This window comes from Proteus vulgaris (assembly GCF_033708015.1).
Taxonomy (GTDB): Bacteria; Pseudomonadota; Gammaproteobacteria; order Enterobacterales; family Enterobacteriaceae; genus Proteus.
Genome location: NZ_CP137920.1, coordinates 2500917 through 2521219, shown reverse-complemented (window position 1 = coordinate 2521219; position 20303 = coordinate 2500917). Strand labels below are relative to the sequence as shown.

The following is a 20303-nucleotide window of genomic DNA, read 5'->3' as shown; positions in this document are numbered from 1 at the left end:
TCTACGCTAATTAAAAAAGCTTTGTGCAAGCGAGCCCAGTATTAATTGCCAACCATCGACTAAAACAAATAGCATGAGTTTAAATGGCAATGAAACAGTGGCAGGGGGCACCATCATCATACCTAGCGCCATCAACACACTGGCAACCACTAAGTCGATAATTAGAAAAGGAATAAAAATCATAAAACCGATTTGAAAGGCAGTTTTTAGCTCACTCGTAATATAAGCGGGTACCAAAATACGCATAGGTACACTTTCGCGCGTTTCAAACGCGGGTGCATCGGCAAGACGGGCAAACAGAGCCAAGTCAGTTTCACGCGTTTGTTGCATCATAAACTGACGCAAAGGTTTTGCGCCATTCTCTAAGGCTTGCTCAAAGGTAATTTGATCTTCAGTAAATGGCATATAGGCATCTTGATAAATTTTATCAAAAACGGGTGCCATAATGAAAAAAGTCATAAATAACGCCAAACCCAGAACCACTTGGTTTGGTGGTGCAGAAGGTGTACCTAACGCATTACGTAGTAATCCAAGGACAATAATAATCCGAGTAAAACTTGTCATCATCAGCAAAACAGCAGGAATAAATCCCAACGCGGTAATGAAGATTAATGTTTGTACGGGTAATGACCAACTTTGACCACCACCCGGTAAAGGCTGTGTAATAACACCCGGAAATTGGGCAAACGCACTGGTAGGTAACAAAAGTACAACCAGCACACTAGCGAAGAGACGCCAACGCTTTAATGCGTTAAAAAAAGTGACACACTGATGCATTATGAGTTGCCTTTATCTCGCTTTAGCGTTTTTTGTAATAGTTGAGTAAACAATGGCGATGTTGGTGATGAGGTCGCTTCCTGCGAGGCTTTATCAGGGACGGGTAATTTATGCAGCAGATTTACCTGTGATGCAGTTACCCCTAATACGAGCCATTCCTGTTCTATTTCAACCACCACCACACGTTCTTTCGCACCTAATGAACAACTTGCTTTGACGCTAAGTTGTGTTGTCGTTCCTTTAAATGAACCACGGGTAAAGCCAAAACGACGGAATAACCACATAGCAATAATAATAAGAACGATAATGCCAGCGAGTGCCGTGCTAACTTGAGCAAGGCTTTGACTCACAGGCAACGGTTGTGTCGGTGTTTGAACAGTTTGTGTTATAGCGGGTGCGGTAGTATTTACCGCACCTTGGCTGGAAAAGGAAGGAAGCTGTTCCATAGATTAACGGCTCAGACGACGCATACGTTCTGATGGTGTAATGATATCGGTAATGCGAATACCATATTTATCAGAAACAACCACAACTTCACCTTGAGCAATTAAATAGCCATTGATAAGAATATCAAGAGGCTCACCAGCTAGACCATCCAAGGAAACGACAGAACCTTGTGACAGGCTAAGTAATTTTTTAATGGTCATTTTGGTGCGACCTAACTCTACTGTTAATTTGACTGGAATATCCATAATCAAATTGATGTCAGATAGATGATTCAGTGTATCGTCTTCAGGTAACAGATGTTCAAATAGATCGGAACTATTATCCTGGCTTTTCCCAGTTTGCTGTTCCATTGCATCAGCCCACATATCCTCAGCCGATTGTGAATTATCAGTTGGGCGATTTGCATCACTCATTGGTTTGTTCCTCATCCAGAGCGTTTAAAACAGGGTTAATTAGGTGTTCAACACGAAGGGCATATTGCCCATTTACTGTACCGTATTGGCTTGTTAATACGGGCACACCATCAACATGTGCAATCAATCTTTCTGGTTTATCAATCGGGATAACATCTCCTTCTTTAAGTGTTAACACTTTTGATAAACGCAGTGGGATGTCAGTAAAGTTTGCGACCAGTTCAAGCTCTGAATGCTGAACTTGGTTGACTAAACTATCTAACCATACCCCATCTTCTTGACGAACATTTTCAATTGGTGGATTGATCAGTCGTTCACGTAATGGCTCGATCATGGCAAATGGAATACAAATACTAAATTCCCCAACCATTGAACCAATTTCTACTTGAAAAGGTGTCGTAACAACAATGTCATTCGGTGATGAGGTGATATTGGTAAATTTCACCTGCATTTCAGAACGAACATATTCCACCTGAATTTTGAAGATGGAATCCCAAGCATCACGGTAGGCATCAAGTGCCAGTTTCAACATTTTGTTAATGATCCGCTGCTCTGTGTTGGTAAATTCACGTCCTTCCACAGGGATTGGAAAACGGCCATCACCACCAAACAAATTATCTACCGCGATATAAACCAGATTGGGTTCAAAGGTAAATAATGCGGTTCCTCGTAAAGGCTTTAAATGCACCAAATTAAGGTTTGTTGGCACAGGTAAATTACGAGCAAAATCATGATAGGGGTGAATTTTAATGCCACCAACCGTAATGTCAGGACTCCGACGGAGCATGTTAAATAGTCCCATACGGAATTGACGTGCAAAGCGTTCGTTAATAATTTCTAACGACTGTAAACGTTCTCGAACCACACGGCGTTGCGTGTTGGGGTCATAAGGCTGAATATCCGGTTCATTCGGATCCTTCGCTATCGCAGGTTCCTTGTTCGCGCTTTTTTGGGCGTTGTCACCTGATGTGTCATCATTCAACAGAGCATCAATCTCTGCCTGTGAAAGGATATTATCGCTCATAATGATTATCGCAGAATAAACGTGGTAAACAGTACATCGGAGAGGATCTGTTCAGATTCTCCCGGTACGAGAGTCGGTCTCAGCGTTTCTTTTACATCCGTCATTAGCTGGAGTTTTCCATTGTCTGTCGCGAGCTTATTAGCCTGTTGACGAGAAAGCAGTAATAACAAGCGGCTACGAACCTCTGGTAAATAATCATGTAGACGCTTACGAGTCTCTTCATTATGCAATCTTAATGTGATCCCTATGTAGAGCACTCTGTCTAAGTGTTCTTCGTCATCAATGAGATTTACCGTAAAGGGTTCTAATGACATAAAAACGGGTGCTGGTATAACTTTTTGCTGACTTGTGCCCGCTGAACCTGATTTAGCATGCTTCAATGCCCACCAACTATATCCACCGAATGCCGCTGCAATAATGGCGATCACCAATAATACGATGATCAGAATTAAGCTATAGCTTTTACGTTCATTGCTGTAATTAGACATGGACAGTTAAATTCCTGTTTTGTAGTGGATACGTGTTCACTGTTGTGGACTTCCATATCCATCTAAATCAACCTTAATTATCCCGCTATTTCTGTTTTTTAATGGCAGAAACAGATAGGGAAAAAACCATTAACTCTTACGTTTATTGACATAGGGTGTCGTCCCAATACATTTGTATTAGGCGAAAATATCAACACCACCACGAGCAGATGCTAATTCTTGAGGCGTAAGAGTTATCTTTTGTAGTGCCGTTTCAGAGGCTAACTGCAGAGAATTACCCTCGCTTCCTTGATGATTATCGGCACCATCTCCACTAAATTGAGAGGAATCTGACATATTTTGTTGTTGCCAACTGTCATGAGTGTCGCTAGACACCTGACTCTGCGTGAGCTGGATCCCATTTTCAGAGAGAGCTTGACGCAATTGATGCATGGCATTTTCTAATACAGAACGAACTTGCCCGTTTTGTGAAGCAAGGTGTAACTGTGCTTGCCCATCTTCTATTTTCATGCGGATATGCAATGAACCTAGCTCTTCAGGGTGTAAACGTAGCTCTGCCTTTTGTAAACCATTTCGACTAAACATCACAATCTGTTGATTGAGTTGCTGTTGCCACTCTTGCGTTCCCACTTGTGCATTTAATACCTGTGTTACCATCGGTGAAAATTGCATTTGTGGTTGGGTTGAAGAGTGAGCATGACCCGTAATGCTTTGTGAAGCCAAAGAAGAGGAGTTAGAAAGAGTGTTGTGAAGATCGTTTTCTACAACGTGGTTTGTTGACGCTATTTGCTGAGCAACATTATCCGCTAATTTTGTATTGGCAACTTGCTTATCGCCGTTTAGTAACGCATTCACTTTTTCTGCTGTTGGTGTTAAAAGCGATGCCATGCTATCGACTTTTTTCGCAGAAGGCTTTTCTGTTTGATTAGCACTAACGAGTGTGCTTTCTGTGGCTAACGTCGCTGTCTCTGGTCGTCGTTGGGTTAACAAGGACTGTTCATCTGATTTTGATAAATTGAGTTTGTCGGCAAGGTTGAAGTCCGACATATCGCGATCTTTTGAAATAGTGCGTGCTAATGAGGCTAAACCTTCCTCACGTTTCATTGACTGAGGCTGTTGTAATGCTTGAGTCAGTTGATCAGAGGGAAGGGTAAGACGTTTTAATCCAGGGAGTCCGGCTAACTGAACGGGAAGTTCAGCGGCAAGCTCTTCTGCAGACATTAATAAAGATGGGTTTTTATTTTCAACAATAGCCGCAAATTGTTCATTATCCGGCAAAGTAAGCGTCAATTGAGATTTCTCAAGAGATGACTCTTCTATCACATTAGGTTCTGTGGTGACAGACGCAAGATGACTACCTTCTTCTTTTGTTTTGTCTTCATCAGAGTGTGAATGTGCTTTGTTTTCTTTCGTTGCGTGGTTTGTGATATTGGCTGTCTTTTTATCACTCTGTGCATTTTGAGGTTGAGAACCCAAAAGCTGAGCAAATGTCGGGGCATTATCACCGGGCTGACTATTTGAAGCAGATGTCGTTCCCGGAGAGGCTGCTGCGACATCCATGGTCAGAAGCGTTATCTCCATCAAGTTGTTCTCCGTAAAGTACTACGCTGTGCGTACTCGTCCATTTGTTTCTGTTCAATACGATCGAGATGTCGCTTACGGCTATCTTCAGCGCGTTGCTCCAAAGTCTCAAATGCATTGAGTCGTTGCTGTTTTTCTCTCCATTGTTCAGTTGCAAGATCAAGCTGCGCCTGCCAATGTTGAAGTTGTTGTTTATGTTGTTCGATAGTCAATTCGAGCGTTTTGAGGAATTGTTGGTAGTTTTGCCACGATGCTGACGACATCCCCCCTAAATTCAACGTTTCATTTAGACGTACACGGTATTCATCCTGATACCCAATCAACATATTGAGTTGCTGTTCCATTTGTTGATGACTCTGCCGGACCTGAGCCAGTTGAATAGCGGCTTGTTCAGCCGCTGTCTGTGCCAGTTCTCTCAGTGTCACTAAAGGTGACTGCTCCCGCATTGGAACCCTCTTTACTTTCTCTGATTATGTTCAGAATTAGTTCACTGTGATCAGTTGATTAAGTTGCTCACATGCACTTTGATAACTGCATTGCTCTTGGATATCTTGTTGTAAGAACTTCGCGAGGGATGGATAAAGCGCAATGGCTTTATCAAGCATAGGATCACTACCCGCGGCATAAGCACCTACGTTAATGAGATCTCGGTTACGTTGATAACTAGACAAAAGCTGTTTAAACACTTGTACGCGACGATAATGTGTTTTATCAATCAGTGATGTCATTGCACGGCTAATTGAGGCTTCGATATCGATAGCAGGGTAGTGCCCCGATTCTGCAAGAGAACGCGAAAGCACAATGTGACCATCTAAAATCGCACGCGCAGAGTCAGCAATGGGATCTTGCTGATCATCACCTTCTGTTAAAACAGTATAGAAAGCCGTGATAGAACCGCCACCATCAACGCCATTTCCTGCACGTTCGACCAGTGCGGGTAATTTCGCGAATACAGAAGGTGGATAGCCTTTGGTTGCAGGCGGTTCGCCGACAGCAAGGGCAATTTCGCGTTGCGCCATACTGTAACGTGTGAGTGAATCCATAATCAGTAAGACATGTTTTCCGCGATCACGAAAATCTTCAGCAATACGTGTTGCATAAGAAGCGCCTTGCATTCGAAGAAGGGGGGATACGTCAGCAGGTGCTGCAACAACGACTGAGCGTGCTAAACCTTCAGTACCGAGAATATTTTCGATAAAGTCTTTAACTTCACGTCCACGTTCACCAATTAATCCAACCACAATGACATCAGCTTGAGTAAAACGTGCCATCATGCCTAATAACACACTTTTACCGACACCAGAGCCTGCAAAAAGCCCCATTCGCTGACCACGCCCTACGGTTAACAGTGCGTTGATTGCACGCACACCCACATCCAGTACATCGGTAATTGGGGTGCGTTGTAGTGGGTTGATAGGAGGTGTGATCAGTGGCGCACGATAATCTGCATCGGGTGGTGGTAAACCATCTAAAGGATAACCAGAGCCATCTAACACGCGCCCTAATAGCGCATCGCCAAGCGGCAACTGACGACCTTCATTTTCCCCACCTGGAGTCGCCTGTGCATAAACACGAGCACCTGGTGTTAATCCCTCGACTTCCTGTAAAGGCATTAACAACATTTGACTGCCATTGAAACCAACGACTTCACTTTCAACTTCTTCAACAGTTTTACCAATGGTACGTTCTATTAAACACGTAGAACCAAGAGGCATAACAAGCCCCTTAGCTTCCATGACTAAACCTGTTGCTCTGGTTAAACGTCCATATTGACGCACACGCGGAATTTTATTTAAACGCGCTTCTGCATCACTGAGTTTTTCTAACCAACGCCCCAATCTTGCTGTCATTACAACGCCTCCGGAGCAGCAAGACGGCAAAGTTCATGCCAACGAGTTGCAATCGTGGCATCAAGATCGCCATCATTTGTTACAACACGACATCCACCAACATGAATACTGTTATCGGCAACCACTTTCCAACCATGAGCAGAAAGTGAGTCACCCAGCTCTTTTTCAATTTGTGGAATATGTGTTGGGTTAACTCTTAACTGTGGGTTGTTTGAGAACATTTGTTCTTGTTGCAACATTAAGGTGATTTGCGTCAGTAATGCAGAACCATCACACACCGCAGGCTGACCCAGAACTTCTTTTGCTGCTGTGAGCGCGATTTGCATTAAACGTGAAGCAATAACACTGTCTAACCCATTTAAAGAGTGCTTAAACTCAGCCAACAATCCTTGCCATTCATTAATTAATGGCGATTGTTGAGCAATTCCTTGGCGAATGCCTTCTTCAATACCTGATTGTAATCCAGCCTGATAGCCTTCCTGATAACCCTGGTTTTTCCCTGCCTCAAAGCCTTCAGCGTGGCCCAATTTCTGGGCCTTGTCTTTCATGTCATCAAGCATATTAATTTGCTCAAGAACTTTCTGTTGCTGAACAACTTCTTTTTCCTGTTTTTCGACTTCCTTTTCGTCTTCTGTCGTTTCCTCGACCGTTAATGCCCAATCTGTGAGTTCTTTGGGAACCCAAGGCTTCCAGTTAGTATCAGTATGTTTATCAGACATAGGTATCGTCTCCTCCATGAAGAACAACCTCTCCAGTCTCTGCTAATTTGCGTACCACAAGCAGAATTGCTTTCTGCTCTGCTTCCACTTGAGACATTCGAACAGGGCCGCGAGAACTCAAGTCATCACGCATGATTTCAGCAGCACGTTGCGACATATTGTTGAGGAAGTGATCGCGTAGCTCTTGATCGCATCCTTTCAATGCCACAACCAAGGACTCGGATTCCACTTCCTGTAGAATGCGCTGGATAGAACGGTTGTCGATATCGATAAGGTTTTCGAACAGGAACATTTCGTCGATAATTTTTTGTGCCAATTCGCCGTCGTAATCGCGAACCGCAGTAATAACATTCTCTTCTTGCTGGCTCTTCATCAAGTTGATGATTTCAGCCGCAGTACGAACACCACCCATTTTACTGCGTTTGAGGTTTTGACCATCAAGCAGGTTATTCAGTACTTCAGTTAACTCTGCTAATGCTGACGGTTGAACACCACCAAATGTTGCGATACGTAACATCACATCATTACGTAATTTCTCATCAAACAGTGCCAAAATATCTGCAGCTTGACCCCGTTTCAGGTGAACTAAGATGGTTGCGATAATCTGCGGATGTTCGTCGCGGATAATATCGGCAGCCATTTGTGGCTCCATAAAGTTAAGTGTTTCGATACCCGTTGTGGTTTCACGAGTTTCAGAGATCTCATCTAAAAGATTATTCGCACGTTCTTCACCTAAAGCTTTAACAAGAACAGAGCGTAAATAATCGTTCGCATTGACGTTCAATGCTGCGTATTGGACGGCATCTTCTTCAAAGCTTGCCATCACATCAATCAATTGCTGATTTGAGATCTGACGCATTGAAGACATCGCAATACTTAGCTGTTGAACTTCACGTGTGCTTAGATGTTTAAATACTTCCGCCGCTCGGTCTTCACCGAGTGTTAGTAACATAACGGCGCTTTTTTCGGTTCCAGTTAAGTTATTACTCATTGTTCTTTACTCATCCATTGACGAATAACCATTGCAACGACACGAGGATCTTTCTCTGCCATTTCACGGATACGTTGGCTCTGCAATTCGGCACTGACACGTTGACGTGCTTGTTTACGTCGTGCTTCGTCATCTAATTCGGCTTCATCTACATCATCTTTAACTTGTAGCTGCGTTTTCAGCACGGCTTTCTGTGCCGCAATCTCAGCTTCACGGCGTTTTTCAAGCTGTGGTTTCACCAGTTTGCGCCATAAGATCCATGCGATGATGACAAGTAATAACCAGCGACCTAAATCTAATGCTTTCGCAAGAATTTCTGGGTTTTCCCATACAGGAACAGTGATTACTTTCTCTTCAATATCGTTGAACTGAGAGTTCACGACACTTAAAGAGTCACCACGTTCTTGAGAATAGCCCATCGCTTCACGAACAAGCCCTTCAATTTGCTGAATTTGCTCATCAGTTAGCGGAACAAGTTTAGTTTCAACAACAGGCTCTTCGCCTTCTGCGGCTTCTTTCTTATCTTCAACGGTTTTGTAGTTCACAATAACAGCGACAGAAAGACGCTCGATATTACCTACTGGACGCTTGATATGACGAATTCGGCGATCAACTTCATAGTTAGTTGTTTCATCTAAACGGCTATTGCTGTTTGGATTGCGCGTTAATGTGCGATTTGTTCCAGTTGCATTGGCGTCATCTGTTTTCTCACCTTCTTGCGCTTTTGATGTTTCAATAGGCGCTTGTGGGGGAGCAACAGGTTGATTAGATAATGCCCCAGGAACACCACCCGCTAACATGCCACCATTTTGCTCACTTTGGCTCAACTGTTTTGAACGTACAGCAGCTTGATTGGGTGGCTGATTTGGTTTGTACTCTTCTGCTGTCTCTTCTGTATGAGAGAAATCAATTTGAGCAGTTACCTGTGCATGAACGTTTCCACGACCCACAATTGGGCCTAATAACGTTTCAATACGTTGCTGATAACGGCTCTCTAGCTCTTGAACATATTTCAGTTGGATAGAATTAAGGTCACGACCTAACGTATCAGGTTGTGTCAATAATTTACCGCTTTGGTCAACGATGGTCACACTGCTGTCAGGCATACCAGCAACACTGCTCGCAACGATATGCACGATGGCATTAATTTGACCTTCATCCAGTGTTCTACCCTGTAAAAGACCCACCGTAACGGATGCAGAAGGGGATTTCTGTTCACGAACAAAAAGAGATGGTTTTGGTAGTGCTAAATGAACTCGAGCATTTTGTACAGGACCTAATGTCTCGATAGTGCGAGCAAGCTCACCCTCAAGTGCACGTTGATAGTTAATTTGTTCACTAAATTGGCTGATCCCGAACTTTTCTTTATCTAACAGTTCAAAACCGGCAGCACCGCCTTTAGGAAGCCCCGCTTGCGCGAGTTTCAGGCGTAATTCATGAACCTGATTGTCAGGCACCATAATCGCCGCGCCATTTTGTGACAAGCGATAAGGTACATTCATCTGTGTTAACTGTGTGACAATTTCGCCACCGTCTTTATCGCTAAGATTACTATAAAGCACCTTATAATCAGGGCTTTGTAACCATAAAAATGCAGCAACAAAAATGGCAATAGCCGCTGAACCCGCAATAATGAGCGGAATTTTCGGATCGGCTTTTATCCGGTTAATAATGGCGTTAAAACCCTTATTCTGGTTCACAACGTCGGTTTTTTCGGCATTCATAGACAATCCTTGCCTTGTAGTTCGGGATGAATACTAAAAGCGTGGCGTAACAAAACAGACTCCCCTTACGCAAATAAATAAACCTACTCTCAGGTGTCTCATTATTGGCCTTTTGCGTTTCATTTAATGGCGTAATTAGCCCTTAACTTTTGCGTTAATTACTCGCTTTGGAATGAAGCCCCTGTGTTAGGGTATAACTCGGTAAGCGTGTTGGTTCACTTCCTTACTATGACATTGATTCAATAATTGAATTAGATGATTAACGCAGAGGTTTATATGTCAATTCCAGCTATTGAAAGTGTTCTGGATAAAATGCAAATCCAGACTTTACAAGCATCCAATATTGCGAAACCCCAGCCAGTACAGGCAGGGTTTGCCACTCAGCTTGTTCAAGCCGTGGGTAAAATTAATGAAACTCGAGTGAATGCAACCAACAAAGTTCAAGCGTTTACCTTAGGTACACCCGGTGTTGAATTAAATGATGTGATGGTGGATATGCAAAAATCCAGTATCTCATTACAAATGGGGGTACAAGTGCGTAATAAGCTCGTTGCTGCTTATCAAGAAATTATGAGTATGCAGGTGTGATAGGGTTAACTATTTGATATAAATCGAATGTTATCTTTATTATGACTCGATGGGGACACATAGGGGACTGAATCATTCAATTTTTGGTTTAATAGCGATATTTGGTCTTGATCGTTCTCAGGCGTCCAAGAACCATAAACATCGTGTACCATCTTTGATGATGAGTGCCCCATCTGTGTTGCAATGAATGCAGGATTTGCTCCAGCAGATAACATCCAACAAGCATAGGTGTGTCTTGTTTGATATGACTTTCTGTGCCTAACACCAAAAAAAGAGGTAATCCTAAGTGTCATCTTTTGTTTTTTGAATATAAAAGGGTGGTGCCTGTATTTCAGTAGAGACATAAGTCCCTACGAGGGAAGGGCAGGTAGCTTTAATAAATAAAAATATAAAGCGGTGCTATCAAAATAAGACTCATCGCTTGGAGTGGCACTAATGCGATTGTTTTTAATGTTTCTGATGGTTCTAAATGTTTCGAATAATAGTTAATTTTGACAAAAACAGGTTGAGGTAAGGGATATTTTTCTAATAATTCATCTTTATTGGATAAATTTACCCTCTCTCCATTAGCATTAAATTGACCAATAATAAAAAATCTATTTTGATAATCAGGTATCTGATTTTTAATCATTTCCTCATCACTATTAAACTGATAATTGCTTTTATAAAAATGATAGTTACTGGCAAGATCATAGAGTTCATCTATAGAGAAATCTTTAGGATCTAAATAAATCATATAGTTACCATTAACAACGCTCCCCATTATTCCTAGGCTAGCGCTAAAATAAATAACCTTATCATTATATTTAGAAGTGGCAAATTTTTTCAATGCAGTAATCGCTTCACCCTTAAAATGATAGTTAGCAGAACGACTAAGGATATACAAATTATCATCTTCAATAAGTGCTGATTTAACCTCAATGACATTTCCACTTTTACTTTCATCTATTTTTTTATATGAAGAGCAGGCATTAAGAAATAAGGCAATTAATAATATTTGAAAAAATATTTTCATCCGAACCTCCATGTTAAATAACTTTTTAACTATTATTTGAGAATTATAGTTAATAATACTTAAAATATTAATGTTATTACAGTATAGCAGGGAGGGATAAAATTTAATTTTATAAAGCTCATTATTGTGGAGAAACTCAAATTAACATGTGGAAAGGTAATTGACAAAAATACGGATTAAATAACAAATCCATACTAGACCTTCCTCTTAGAGTAACCCCTATCATTTTTTTAACGTGATTTAAGGAGATGATTATGTGGGAACTTTTACGAGATAATTGGTTTATTTTTATGTTATTACTTTGTCCGCTGATGCACCTCTTTATGCATAAACATCATCATGATAAAAACGGTTCACATGATTGCTGTAAAAATAAAGATGAAACAGCGACAATAGAAAAAAAGAAAACACATTTAGCGAAAAACGCCGTAAACCCTCGCCCAGTGCGGGCGGGGGGATATAAGGCGAAAAGCCCGCAGGCTCTAAAGATCAATCAGGCGTTGACTGGCTCTGAACGTAGGCTCTGAGTGTTTCAATCGTTGCCCCTCCGGTGCTGCAGACAAAGTACGACCTTGACCACAAAAGTCCCGTTTTACTTTGCGTCCATAAATGTGTGTTTTGCTGGCGCAGCAGGCGCGACGATACTGATTTCAGATTGTTGACCATCACACTGACCGCCAGTTTTGGCGGGTAAGTAACCAGCAGATGCACATGGTCAGGCTCTCCGTCCATCTCAATAACTTCGCATTCAAGTTTTGCCGCAGCGGAGTCAAATGCATCACGCAGTTGAGTGATCATCTGTCCGTCAAATAGCTTACGTCGATACTTTGTCGTAAAGATCAGATGCACGACCAGTTTACTGACACTGTGCCGCTTTCTGAGGGATCCCGCCAGTAAATCATCATGATTACTCAATTGATATATTGCCCTAACGTGTTAAAATAAAAACATTATATCAATGAGCGCTGATGATGTTAAGAGCAACAAAAGTACGCATCTACCCAACACCAGAACAGGCTGAATATCTCAACGCTCAGTTCGGTGCGGTTCGTTTTGCGTACAACAAAGCGCTGCACATCAAGAAAGACGCTTACCAGCGGCACGGCGTAAATTTAAACCCGCGTAAAGACCTTAAACCGCTGCTTGCAGTGGCGAAAAAATCCCGCAGATATGGGTGGCTTAAAGAATATGACTCCATAGCATTGCAGCAGGCGGTGATTAACCTTGACGTGGCTTTCTCCAACTTTTTTAATCCGAAACTAAAAGCCCGTTTTCCCACGTTTAAAAGTAAGCATGGCAGACAATCTAGCTATCATTGTGTCGGGATCAAAGTCATTGATGGCGCGATAAAAATCCCGAAAATCGCACCGATTGAAGCGCGTTTACATCGTGAAATTACGGGGGCGCTGAAAAGTATCACACTGAGCCGCAGCGCAACCGGAAAATACTATGCGTCACTACTCTGTGATGACGGGGTAGAAGCACCGGCAAAGCCAACATTGATATCAAATATCACGGGGCTTGATGTGGGGCTGAGTCATTACGCCATCAAATCAGACGGCAATAAGATTGCTAATCCGCGCCACCTTATCAATGCCAGCCGTCACCTACGTCGAAAACAAAAAGCCTTATCTCGCAAGCAAAAAGGGAGTGCTAATCGCCGTAAAGCCCGAATACAGCTTGCAGGTGTACACGAACGGGTAGCCAATGCCCGTGCTGATTTTCAACACAAACTCTCTCGTGCAATTGTTGACGAAAACCAAGCGGTAATTGTAGAGACACTGAAATCGGCGAATATGATGAAAAACCACTGTCTGGCTCGCGCTATCGGTGATGCAGGCTGGCATGGTTTTATCACAAAGCTGGAATATAAAGCCGCAGAAAAAGGCGTCCATCTGGTAAAACTGGATCAATGGTTTGCCAGTTCGAAAACCTGTCATTGCTGCGGTCATAAAATGTCAGAAATGCCACTACATAAGCGTATCTGGCAATGCCCTGAATGTGGAGTTGAACATGACCGAGATATCAATGCGGCAATCAATATCCGACACAAGGGCATATTGGAATTACACGCGGCGGGACTCGTCGTTTCAGCCCATGGAGACCCGCGTAAATCCGTCGAACAGAGGGTTGCGGTCTGAGAAGTGGGAAGCCTCGCCGTTTACGGTGGGGAGCAGTCACATGCTTAAGCATGCTAGATGTTTAAGAACACGGCTTAATACTGCTTTTGAGCTAAATAATCAAATTTAGCTCAATGCGATTGGAATACACATTGGCTATCTGATTTAGCCGTGCCTTGGTGAAATCGTAATAGCCAATCACCATGATGGTATTGATATGCTACCTAAAAATCCAATTCGACATGTCGCTATTAAACGATATTGTGAGTGCAAATATCCACAAAAGATAGCGCGTAAATTAAGTTCTCAAATTAAAATCAACATACAACAGATAGTGAGGTGGATTGCTTGGACAGAAAGTATTCTTTGAAGAAAACATGTTTTATATAAGGAAATATTTTAGTTATTTCCCATTTCTTCTCACAACGGACTACGGAAAACTCAGGATTGATGAGATTCGGCATTTTGTGTTTTAAAGAGCCAACGCATCGAATTAACTAAGTACAGGGGATATTATCGACAATTCAAGTGATAACCAATATATAAAAGACATGGTTGTTTATCATACTGTCAATGATTGTCGTCATTCCAACTAATTTCATTATATCAAGCAGGAGTGTGTAACGTATTTAATTGCTTTTTCTTTTCTTCACTAATTTATATATTACTGGTGCGTATAACGCGATCACCACAACTATAAATATTATGATGAAAATAGGATGATAACTGAGCATATGAAGAAGGAAAAAACCACTTCCTAGCACAGCGATTCTAAATCCAAAAAAACGAAGAGTGGTATAAATAATGTCAATCATTAACGCAATAATACGAAAAGCAATTTCAGCAATAATATCCATAAATTATCCAAACAATAATCCTGCTCCAATTGTAGCAAATATTATCAGTATTTATATACATTAACCCTAATGTTTCGCATCGTCACTGTCTCCTATGTTAGCCATAATCTATTCAATGGTTTGTTGGATAATTGTTGCGTGGTTACTGATCCAAGTATGGAATAACTTTTATGGGTAAGTGAAATCACTTCTCTTTTTTATAAATCATTTTTATTAAACTAAAAATTATTGATTATTATCACATTAAAGCAGGTCATAAACGGCTATGGTAATTACATGATTAATAACGTAAACGGTGATGATATGGAATATTGGTTTATTGCGTATAAAGTGCGTTCCAGAAATGGTGATACCTACGCCGGACATAAAATTGTAGAAACAGAAAGTGGGATCACACCCCATATTGCGTTAGAAAAAGCATGTCAGGAAGTTGCTGAAGGGGCACAAGCTGATATTCCTGCGGTAAGAGTTGTTGCTTTTAATCGTTTATAAGAAATTCTATCTACCTAATAGAAATCCTACATTTAATTATGTGGGATTTTTTTTTATCTAAATGTAAGAGCTGGCTATTTAATATGCTTTGTTTATAAACTGATTTACTAGTAGAAACGATAAAAAAAGAAGGCACTCATTTATATAATTTAATTACATTGATCAGATAGCGTTTTTGCATTTCTTTTACTTAAATAAATTTGAATTATGTGATCTCAGCTCTACTAATTTACTTTTGCTAATTGAATAAAAAAAAACTTATGGCTAATGTGCTCGTGGGCTAAGGAATAGCTCAATACAAGGAAATAAAAATCATTATTTTGATTTTTTAGTCATTAAAAAAGGAAATTTAATTATGACAGTATTAACCGTTTATTTATGTGGTACAGGTTCTAGCTCATTTGATAATAATAACCCAACCTTCTGGCAAGGCGAATTAGTTTCTACTTTAGCGCAAAATAACCAAGGACGTGAGTTTGCTCAGTGGTTTATTGTTGATGGACCCGGTAGTGGTAATTTGCAAGAAGATGATTTATGGGTTGAAAGCCCTAATTACTCTGATATCAAGGGATCTCTCTTTGGTAGTGGTTGGGAAGAAAATGTTAATCACGCACTTTGCTTAATGAAAGGTAACTTTGATTGGCAACGTGAAAAGTTAACAGAAGAGCAGTATCACCAACTGAAAAAAGCGGGCATCCCTATTGAAGATGTTAAGGTAACAGGCTCTTTTTTATGGCGTAAATATGACTATGGCGATCGTCAAGTCACTCAGCAACAACTTCAACAGCAAATTATTCGTATCTTTCGTAAAGATGGCATTATTCCAACACAAGTTAACTTAGTGGGGTGGAGCCGTGGTGGTATTACTTGCCATATGTTAGCAAATGCGATGTTGGCAGATCCTCAATTAAAAGATATTCCAGTGAATATTTTTGCTATCGATCCTGTTCCGGGACCATTAAATTTCCAACCTGAAAAAGTGACGCTTGGTAAAAACGTCAAAGAATATGTTGGATTTTATGCAAAAGATGAGCGTTCAAAAGGATTTATTTGCGTGATCCCAACGGTGACGGCAGACACTAAAATGCATATTTTCCCTATTTCAGGACGCCACGCCACATTAGTGGGTAATGCTGCTATTGATGGTAGTGAAGGTGAAAATGCATTATATGCACCAGGATTAGTCGTTCGCCACTTTGCAGAAGTTTGTTTAACGCGTTGGGGCTGTGATTTATCAAATAAATTAGCCTTAACGGATACACAAATTACAGGTTATCACACCGATATTGCTAATGATGCAGATAAATATATAGCAATGCGTCGTAAAACCTATTCTATTCATGAAAGTACGGGTAAAGATGAACGCAAAGTCTCATTAGGTAAAGAGGGTAAAGCATTCTCTGAGATCCAGGGTGGACAATATAACCCATCAGTAGGTTTAGCCGCAGATTATTTATCTAATCCACAACTCTATGATGTAATTAAATAAATTATCATTTATCAGATTATAGTGATCTACATGTCGCCCACAGTGAAGTGGGCGATTTCTATTACAATCATTATCACATTATTTATCACAGTTTCTTACTAGGAAAATGATTGTTGATTTAATATACTGACTTATGAGAGCTAACAGAATTTTATTAGACATAGACAGATTGTAGGAGGTTTCTATGCCTGAATTTACTGTTAGAGTCGAGTTATCCGATCCTGAAAATGCAGACTATGTGTTATTAACACAAAAGATGGTAAAAGAAGGATTTAAAACAGAGATTGATGGTTTGAAAGGTAAATATGTTCTGCCTGTTGCAGAGTTTAATTATCATACTGAAACTAAAGATCACAAAGAAGTTATCGAGTTGGCTTTTTCAATTGCAGAAAAAATAACCTTAAATCCTGCCATTTTAGTGACTGAAGTAAAAAACAGAGCGTGGAAAGGGTTAGAGCGACTTTGAGATTATCTTTATAAATAGATAAGCAAAGTCATAAAGGTAATAAAAGTAATAAAGGCTCATGGGGGAGTCTGAATGTATTGATATTAACGGTTTTATCGCCCATTTTCTGCATTCCTCACTAGCAAAACGGACTATCAACGTATTATTTCATTATTAGAGTAAACACACATTTTATCGATGATATTGCATTATCATTGACTGTTTTGTTGCCACTTTTAAACCAAGGGATAAAGTGCATGAATTGGATTTTAAAATCATTTTCACAACTCACCACCGATGAGCTCTACGCCATTTTAGCTTTAAGAAATCAGGTTTTTATTTGTGAACAGCAATGTGCTTATCAAGATCTTGATGGACTAGATCAAAAGACATTACATCTATTTGCGAAAGAGAAAGAGAGTCAGCAACTCATTGCTTATGCCCGCTTATTACCGCAAGGTATTGCATTTAAAGAAGCGTCAATAGGGCGGGTCATTGTTGCTCAAAATCAGCGAGGAAGTGGTATTGCACATCAGTTAATAAAAGAGGCAATTGCAACTACATGTCGCCATTTTAATACCCATACAATAAAAATAATGGCGCAGGCTTATTTAGTCTCATTTTATCAATCACACGGTTTTGTTATCGATTCGGAAACGTATCTTGAAGATAACATACCTCATATTGATATGGTGTTAGTGCAATCTGTACAATCTATGTCTGTGTAAATAAAAAATAAAAAATAAAAAATAAAAAATAAAAAATAAAAAATAAAAAATAAAAAATAAAAAATAAAAAATAAAAAATAAAAAATAAAAAATAAAAAATAAAAAACAAAAAATATAAAATGGCTAACGTTGGTTCTTACGTTACCGATAACAAGTTAAGCTGAATAATAAGGATTGTTTTTTCTAAGTAAAGACGCCATTAGCTAATAAAACCGCTTTTGGCGCAGAGGAGAGTTATTTAAGATTGAGATCAGGATAATAACTATGTTCGGTAAACTGACCATAGCTATTTTGTACCCTCTGCTCTTGTTCAGTCTGTCTTATTAATATACCAAGCTCATCTAAACGAGCTCGTAATAAATTTCGCGTCTCATTTTCGTTTTCTAAGATTTTCTTTAGCATATCTGTGAGGCATTGCTGTAGTCTCAGCTCACCGTCAGCAGGTTTTACCATCTTAGTGATACTTTCTACGCTTTTTAAATAATCCATTTCCATTTCTATCAGCTTATCCCATTGCTGATCTTTGGCAAGCGTTAACATTTGCTCACTTGATTTTAAAACATGCTCGTAAGCCGCCATAATATCCATATTGTTGTCCACTCTAATTTAATAAGAATTAATCTGTGTGCCGATTTGTTGCCAAGCATCAGAAATTTCAGTTAAGAGCTTGATGACTTCATGAATTTTTTCTGGATTATTTTTTAAGTTAGCATCGAGTAGCTGATTAACCATATAGTCATAAAGGAGCTCCAGATTCTCTGCAAGCTCGCCTCCTTTTTCTTTATCCAGACCTTGTTTTAATCCGTTACCAATAATATTAATGGCTTTAGAAATATTTTCGCCTTTACCGGCGATATTTCCTTGCTCCATTAAGATTAATGCACGGCGAAGGGCGCTAAGCGCCCCATTAAATAGGATCTGGATCAGCTGGTAAGGCGTGGCATTTAAAATCTCGCTTTCAACGTCGATTTGAGCATACATTTTACTGGCTGATTGTTGATACATAGTGTCCTACTTTTAAAAAATTACATTAATAAACGGCCAATTGAGGCACTGGAGTTAGTCATGGAGTTGACCATTTTATCTAACTGTTGGAACTGGTTTTTATAACGCTCCATCGTGGCGGCAATATTGCGTTCCGTATTTTTAATTTGACTATCTAATGTTTTCTTGCGTTTTTTTACGCCATCAGTGGCAATATCTAAAGTACCATCATTAGATTGCAGCGTTTTCTTCAGGTAATTATAGGTTTGTGTACCAAAACCCGTCTCTTTACCATCCCCCATAAAAAACTCTTTTACGTTAGCGGGTTTTTCTTTTAACGCATCATCCAGTTTTTTATTATCGATTTCTAATGTGCCATCGACTTTAAACTTAATCCCCATTTTATTTAGGGTATCTAAATCTGAAGTTTCTTGTGAGCGAGTAATAAAGCTTTTTAGCTCAGACATAATCATACGGCTGGTGCTATCACCTAATAACACACCGTTGTCTTTTGCTGACTCTTCGCCTTTTTCAACTTGCGTATATTTAGTCAGAGATTTATACGTACTGTTTAACTCATTGTAAGCGTCAGTCCAAGCTTTAATCGCCTTTTTCATTGGCTCAATATCACGAGCAACAGTGACTATCTCTGGTTTATCTGCTTTGTCTTTATTATCAAATGTCGTTTTCTTAAGATTTAACGTGAGCCCTTCTGGCGCATCTTTGATCTCATTCGTTTGACGCTCGATATCAATACCGTTAATCGTTAATTGTGCGTTATTCGCTTTAACGATTTCTCTCATCCCTGAAGTATGGGACGCTTCATCGGTTGCGGGTGAATTAGAAAGAAATTGATTAAGTTTATCATCACCTTCAACGGTGATTTTCATCTCAGATTTAGTGCCTTCTTTACGAGAAGTGAGGACTAAATAGTTTTCACCGTCTTTTGCTTTAACAATAGTGGCTGAAACGTTACCTTCTTTTTTATTGATTGCATCACGCAATTCAATGATCGAAGTTTGTTTATCTTCTAATTCAATGCGTAAAGGTTCTTTTTCACCTTCTTGGGTTATCACTAAGGTGCGTTTATTACCTTCACCTAACGTTTCACCTAAGGTTTCTTTCACATCGGAAACTTTAGTTGATTTTAATGTTTGTGCATGAGCAAGCTCTTTAACTGAGACAGTATAGTTACCAATACTGGCTTTACCATCTGTCGTCACTTTAAAAGCATCAAACTCATCATCAACTTTCGTTGCAACGATTTTATCGAATTTTTTTAAATCTTCAGACGCTTTCTGTAATTTATCAAGTTGGCTACGGATCTTACCGTAAGCGGTAATTTGCGCTTCGTAGCTTTTCATCTGTTTATCTAGGGGTTCAAGGCGTTTATTTTCCGCCGCCTCCAATTGTGCCAATGTTTGGCTAAGAGGCATCCCTGAGCCCACGCCGAGTGAAGCAATACCAGCCATACCGGTCTCCTTTCTGTGTTCGTAAAATAATCCTCAAAAACCGTTATCGGTAGAATCGGCGAAAAGTTTACGTCTATTTGGTATTTTTGATGACATAAA

Annotated in this window: 24 protein-coding genes and 1 pseudogene; 7 read left to right on the top strand and 18 right to left on the bottom strand. The window is 40.2% G+C overall.

Features of this window, described 5'->3' with window-relative positions; all coding sequences use genetic code 11:
- Nucleotides 1-6 precede the first annotated feature (6 nt).
- The 11 genes from fliP to fliF form a co-directional block, all read right to left on the bottom strand.
- Nucleotides 7-777: a flagellar type III secretion system pore protein FliP gene (gene fliP, locus SB028_RS11985; protein WP_069367482.1), complete on the bottom strand. Its 771-nt coding sequence runs from the start codon at nt 775-777 to the stop codon at nt 7-9.
- A complete protein-coding gene (gene fliO, locus SB028_RS11980; protein ID WP_069367483.1) occupies nt 777-1223 on the bottom strand; it encodes a flagellar biosynthetic protein FliO in 447 nt (148 codons plus the stop codon). Before fliO ends, fliP begins: the two co-directional genes overlap by 1 nt.
- A 3-nt stretch (nt 1224-1226) precedes the next feature.
- Nucleotides 1227-1637 carry a flagellar motor switch protein FliN gene (gene fliN / locus SB028_RS11975; RefSeq protein WP_006533153.1) on the bottom strand — a complete coding sequence of 137 codons (411 nt, stop codon included), beginning with the start codon at nt 1635-1637 and terminating at the stop codon, nt 1227-1229.
- Entirely contained in the window at nt 1630-2661 is a 1032-nt protein-coding gene (fliM, locus tag SB028_RS11970; protein ID WP_069367484.1) for a flagellar motor switch protein FliM, read from the bottom strand. The genes fliN and fliM overlap by 8 nt, the downstream gene beginning before the upstream one ends.
- Nucleotides 2662-2666: 5 nt before the next feature.
- Complete coding sequence (fliL, locus tag SB028_RS11965; protein ID WP_069367485.1) at nt 2667-3149, bottom strand: flagellar basal body-associated protein FliL; 483 nt, start codon at nt 3147-3149, stop codon at nt 2667-2669.
- Nucleotides 3150-3326: 177 nt separating this feature from the next.
- A complete protein-coding gene (locus SB028_RS11960) occupies nt 3327-4730 on the bottom strand; it encodes a flagellar hook-length control protein FliK (protein ID WP_069367486.1) in 1404 nt (467 codons plus the stop codon).
- Nucleotides 4730-5176: a flagellar export protein FliJ gene (fliJ, locus tag SB028_RS11955; protein WP_006533149.1), complete on the bottom strand. Its 447-nt coding sequence runs from the start codon at nt 5174-5176 to the stop codon at nt 4730-4732. Before fliJ ends, SB028_RS11960 begins: the two co-directional genes overlap by 1 nt.
- Before the next feature lie 36 nt (nt 5177-5212).
- Nucleotides 5213-6580 (bottom strand): flagellar protein export ATPase FliI, encoded by a 1368-nt coding sequence (gene fliI, locus SB028_RS11950; protein ID WP_069367487.1) that lies wholly within the window; start codon nt 6578-6580, stop codon nt 5213-5215.
- Nucleotides 6580-7299, bottom strand: coding sequence for a flagellar assembly protein FliH (gene fliH / locus SB028_RS11945; protein ID WP_069367488.1), 720 nt, complete (start codon nt 7297-7299; stop codon nt 6580-6582). The genes fliI and fliH overlap by 1 nt, the downstream gene beginning before the upstream one ends.
- Nucleotides 7292-8290, bottom strand: a complete 999-nt coding sequence (gene fliG, locus SB028_RS11940) for a flagellar motor switch protein FliG (protein WP_069367489.1) — start codon at nt 8288-8290, stop codon at nt 7292-7294. Before fliG ends, fliH begins: the two co-directional genes overlap by 8 nt.
- Complete coding sequence (gene fliF / locus SB028_RS11935; RefSeq protein ID WP_069367490.1) at nt 8287-10014, bottom strand: flagellar basal-body MS-ring/collar protein FliF; 1728 nt, start codon at nt 10012-10014, stop codon at nt 8287-8289. The genes fliG and fliF overlap by 4 nt, the downstream gene beginning before the upstream one ends.
- 276 nt (nt 10015-10290) lie before the next feature.
- Here fliF and fliE point away from each other — a divergent pair, with 276 nt between their 5' ends.
- Entirely contained in the window at nt 10291-10602 is a 312-nt protein-coding gene (gene fliE / locus SB028_RS11930; protein WP_004248328.1) for a flagellar hook-basal body complex protein FliE, read from the top strand.
- A gap of 5 nt (nt 10603-10607) precedes the next feature.
- On the opposite strand, the pseudogene SB028_RS11925 reads toward fliE, so the two are convergent.
- A pseudogene (locus tag SB028_RS11925) lies at nt 10608-10868 on the bottom strand (integrase); the annotation flags it as partial.
- 107 nt (nt 10869-10975) lie between these two features.
- Nucleotides 10976-11617 (bottom strand): hypothetical protein, encoded by a 642-nt coding sequence (locus tag SB028_RS11920; RefSeq protein WP_069367491.1) that lies wholly within the window; start codon nt 11615-11617, stop codon nt 10976-10978.
- A 254-nt stretch (nt 11618-11871) separates the two neighbouring features.
- Here SB028_RS11920 and SB028_RS11915 point away from each other — a divergent pair, with 254 nt between their 5' ends.
- The gene (locus SB028_RS11915; RefSeq protein WP_069367492.1) at nt 11872-12144 is read left to right on the top strand and encodes a DUF2933 domain-containing protein; all 273 of its coding nucleotides are present in this window, start codon (nt 11872-11874) and stop codon (nt 12142-12144) included.
- On the opposite strand, the gene tnpA is transcribed toward SB028_RS11915, so the two are convergent.
- On the bottom strand, nt 12107-12532 hold the full coding sequence (gene tnpA, locus SB028_RS11910) for an IS200/IS605 family transposase (protein ID WP_074454066.1): 426 nt from the start codon (nt 12530-12532) through the stop codon (nt 12107-12109). The two genes, SB028_RS11915 and tnpA, sit on opposite strands and share 38 nt — an antisense overlap.
- A gap of 56 nt (nt 12533-12588) precedes the next feature.
- Here tnpA and SB028_RS11905 point away from each other — a divergent pair, with 56 nt between their 5' ends.
- Nucleotides 12589-13758 carry an RNA-guided endonuclease TnpB family protein gene (locus SB028_RS11905; protein WP_318860144.1) on the top strand — a complete coding sequence of 390 codons (1170 nt, stop codon included), beginning with the start codon at nt 12589-12591 and terminating at the stop codon, nt 13756-13758.
- A gap of 608 nt (nt 13759-14366) precedes the next feature.
- Here SB028_RS11905 and SB028_RS11900 read toward each other — a convergent pair.
- Nucleotides 14367-14594, bottom strand: coding sequence for a hypothetical protein (locus SB028_RS11900; protein ID WP_069368843.1), 228 nt, complete (start codon nt 14592-14594; stop codon nt 14367-14369).
- A 276-nt stretch (nt 14595-14870) separates the two neighbouring features.
- On the opposite strand from SB028_RS11900, the gene SB028_RS11895 reads away from it, so the two are divergent.
- The 4 genes from SB028_RS11895 to SB028_RS11880 all read left to right on the top strand — a co-directional run bounded on the left by SB028_RS11895 (nt 14871) and on the right by SB028_RS11880 (nt 17748).
- On the top strand, nt 14871-15086 hold the full coding sequence (locus SB028_RS11895; protein WP_023581839.1) for a hypothetical protein: 216 nt from the start codon (nt 14871-14873) through the stop codon (nt 15084-15086).
- 355 nt (nt 15087-15441) lie between these two features.
- Complete coding sequence (locus SB028_RS11890) at nt 15442-16575, top strand: hypothetical protein (protein WP_069368844.1); 1134 nt, start codon at nt 15442-15444, stop codon at nt 16573-16575.
- A gap of 184 nt (nt 16576-16759) precedes the next feature.
- Nucleotides 16760-17041, top strand: a complete 282-nt coding sequence (locus SB028_RS11885) for a hypothetical protein (protein WP_069368845.1) — start codon at nt 16760-16762, stop codon at nt 17039-17041.
- A 236-nt stretch (nt 17042-17277) separates the two neighbouring features.
- The gene (locus SB028_RS11880) at nt 17278-17748 is read left to right on the top strand and encodes a GNAT family N-acetyltransferase (RefSeq protein WP_069368846.1); all 471 of its coding nucleotides are present in this window, start codon (nt 17278-17280) and stop codon (nt 17746-17748) included.
- 234 nt (nt 17749-17982) lie between these two features.
- Here SB028_RS11880 and fliT read toward each other — a convergent pair whose 3' ends face one another.
- Genes fliT through fliD form a run of 3 tightly spaced genes read right to left on the bottom strand, consistent with a single transcriptional unit; the run spans nt 17983 to nt 20204 of the window.
- A complete protein-coding gene (fliT, locus tag SB028_RS11875) occupies nt 17983-18336 on the bottom strand; it encodes a flagellar protein FliT (RefSeq protein WP_069368847.1) in 354 nt (117 codons plus the stop codon).
- An 18-nt stretch (nt 18337-18354) separates the two neighbouring features.
- Nucleotides 18355-18753 (bottom strand): flagellar export chaperone FliS, encoded by a 399-nt coding sequence (gene fliS, locus SB028_RS11870; RefSeq protein ID WP_023581844.1) that lies wholly within the window; start codon nt 18751-18753, stop codon nt 18355-18357.
- Between the two features lie 20 nt (nt 18754-18773).
- A complete protein-coding gene (gene fliD, locus SB028_RS11865; RefSeq protein ID WP_069368848.1) occupies nt 18774-20204 on the bottom strand; it encodes a flagellar filament capping protein FliD in 1431 nt (476 codons plus the stop codon).
- Nucleotides 20205-20303 lie beyond the last annotated feature (99 nt).

Coding starts and splice junctions, on each gene's coding strand:
- SB028_RS11880 (WP_069368846.1), top strand. CDS start 17,278: ATGAATTGGATTTTAAAATCATTTTCACAACTCACCACCGATGAGCTC.
- fliT (WP_069368847.1), bottom strand. CDS start 18,336: ATGGATATTATGGCGGCTTACGAGCATGTTTTAAAATCAAGTGAGCAA.
- SB028_RS11895 (WP_023581839.1), top strand. CDS start 14,871: ATGATTAATAACGTAAACGGTGATGATATGGAATATTGGTTTATTGCG.
- SB028_RS11885 (WP_069368845.1), top strand. CDS start 16,760: ATGCCTGAATTTACTGTTAGAGTCGAGTTATCCGATCCTGAAAATGCA.
- SB028_RS11900 (WP_069368843.1), bottom strand. CDS start 14,594: ATGGATATTATTGCTGAAATTGCTTTTCGTATTATTGCGTTAATGATT.
- SB028_RS11960 (WP_069367486.1), bottom strand. CDS start 4,730: ATGGAGATAACGCTTCTGACCATGGATGTCGCAGCAGCCTCTCCGGGA.
- fliJ (WP_006533149.1), bottom strand. CDS start 5,176: ATGCGGGAGCAGTCACCTTTAGTGACACTGAGAGAACTGGCACAGACA.
- fliP (WP_069367482.1), bottom strand. CDS start 777: ATGCATCAGTGTGTCACTTTTTTTAACGCATTAAAGCGTTGGCGTCTC.
- fliF (WP_069367490.1), bottom strand. CDS start 10,014: ATGAATGCCGAAAAAACCGACGTTGTGAACCAGAATAAGGGTTTTAAC.
- fliO (WP_069367483.1), bottom strand. CDS start 1,223: ATGGAACAGCTTCCTTCCTTTTCCAGCCAAGGTGCGGTAAATACTACC.
- fliI (WP_069367487.1), bottom strand. CDS start 6,580: ATGACAGCAAGATTGGGGCGTTGGTTAGAAAAACTCAGTGATGCAGAA.
- fliG (WP_069367489.1), bottom strand. CDS start 8,290: ATGAGTAATAACTTAACTGGAACCGAAAAAAGCGCCGTTATGTTACTA.
- fliL (WP_069367485.1), bottom strand. CDS start 3,149: ATGTCTAATTACAGCAATGAACGTAAAAGCTATAGCTTAATTCTGATC.
- SB028_RS11915 (WP_069367492.1), top strand. CDS start 11,872: ATGTGGGAACTTTTACGAGATAATTGGTTTATTTTTATGTTATTACTT.
- fliS (WP_023581844.1), bottom strand. CDS start 18,753: ATGTATCAACAATCAGCCAGTAAAATGTATGCTCAAATCGACGTTGAA.
- fliH (WP_069367488.1), bottom strand. CDS start 7,299: ATGTCTGATAAACATACTGATACTAACTGGAAGCCTTGGGTTCCCAAA.
- fliE (WP_004248328.1), top strand. CDS start 10,291: ATGTCAATTCCAGCTATTGAAAGTGTTCTGGATAAAATGCAAATCCAG.
- SB028_RS11890 (WP_069368844.1), top strand. CDS start 15,442: ATGACAGTATTAACCGTTTATTTATGTGGTACAGGTTCTAGCTCATTT.
- SB028_RS11920 (WP_069367491.1), bottom strand. CDS start 11,617: ATGAAAATATTTTTTCAAATATTATTAATTGCCTTATTTCTTAATGCC.
- fliD (WP_069368848.1), bottom strand. CDS start 20,204: ATGGCTGGTATTGCTTCACTCGGCGTGGGCTCAGGGATGCCTCTTAGC.
- fliM (WP_069367484.1), bottom strand. CDS start 2,661: ATGAGCGATAATATCCTTTCACAGGCAGAGATTGATGCTCTGTTGAAT.
- fliN (WP_006533153.1), bottom strand. CDS start 1,637: ATGAGTGATGCAAATCGCCCAACTGATAATTCACAATCGGCTGAGGAT.
- SB028_RS11905 (WP_318860144.1), top strand. CDS start 12,589: ATGTTAAGAGCAACAAAAGTACGCATCTACCCAACACCAGAACAGGCT.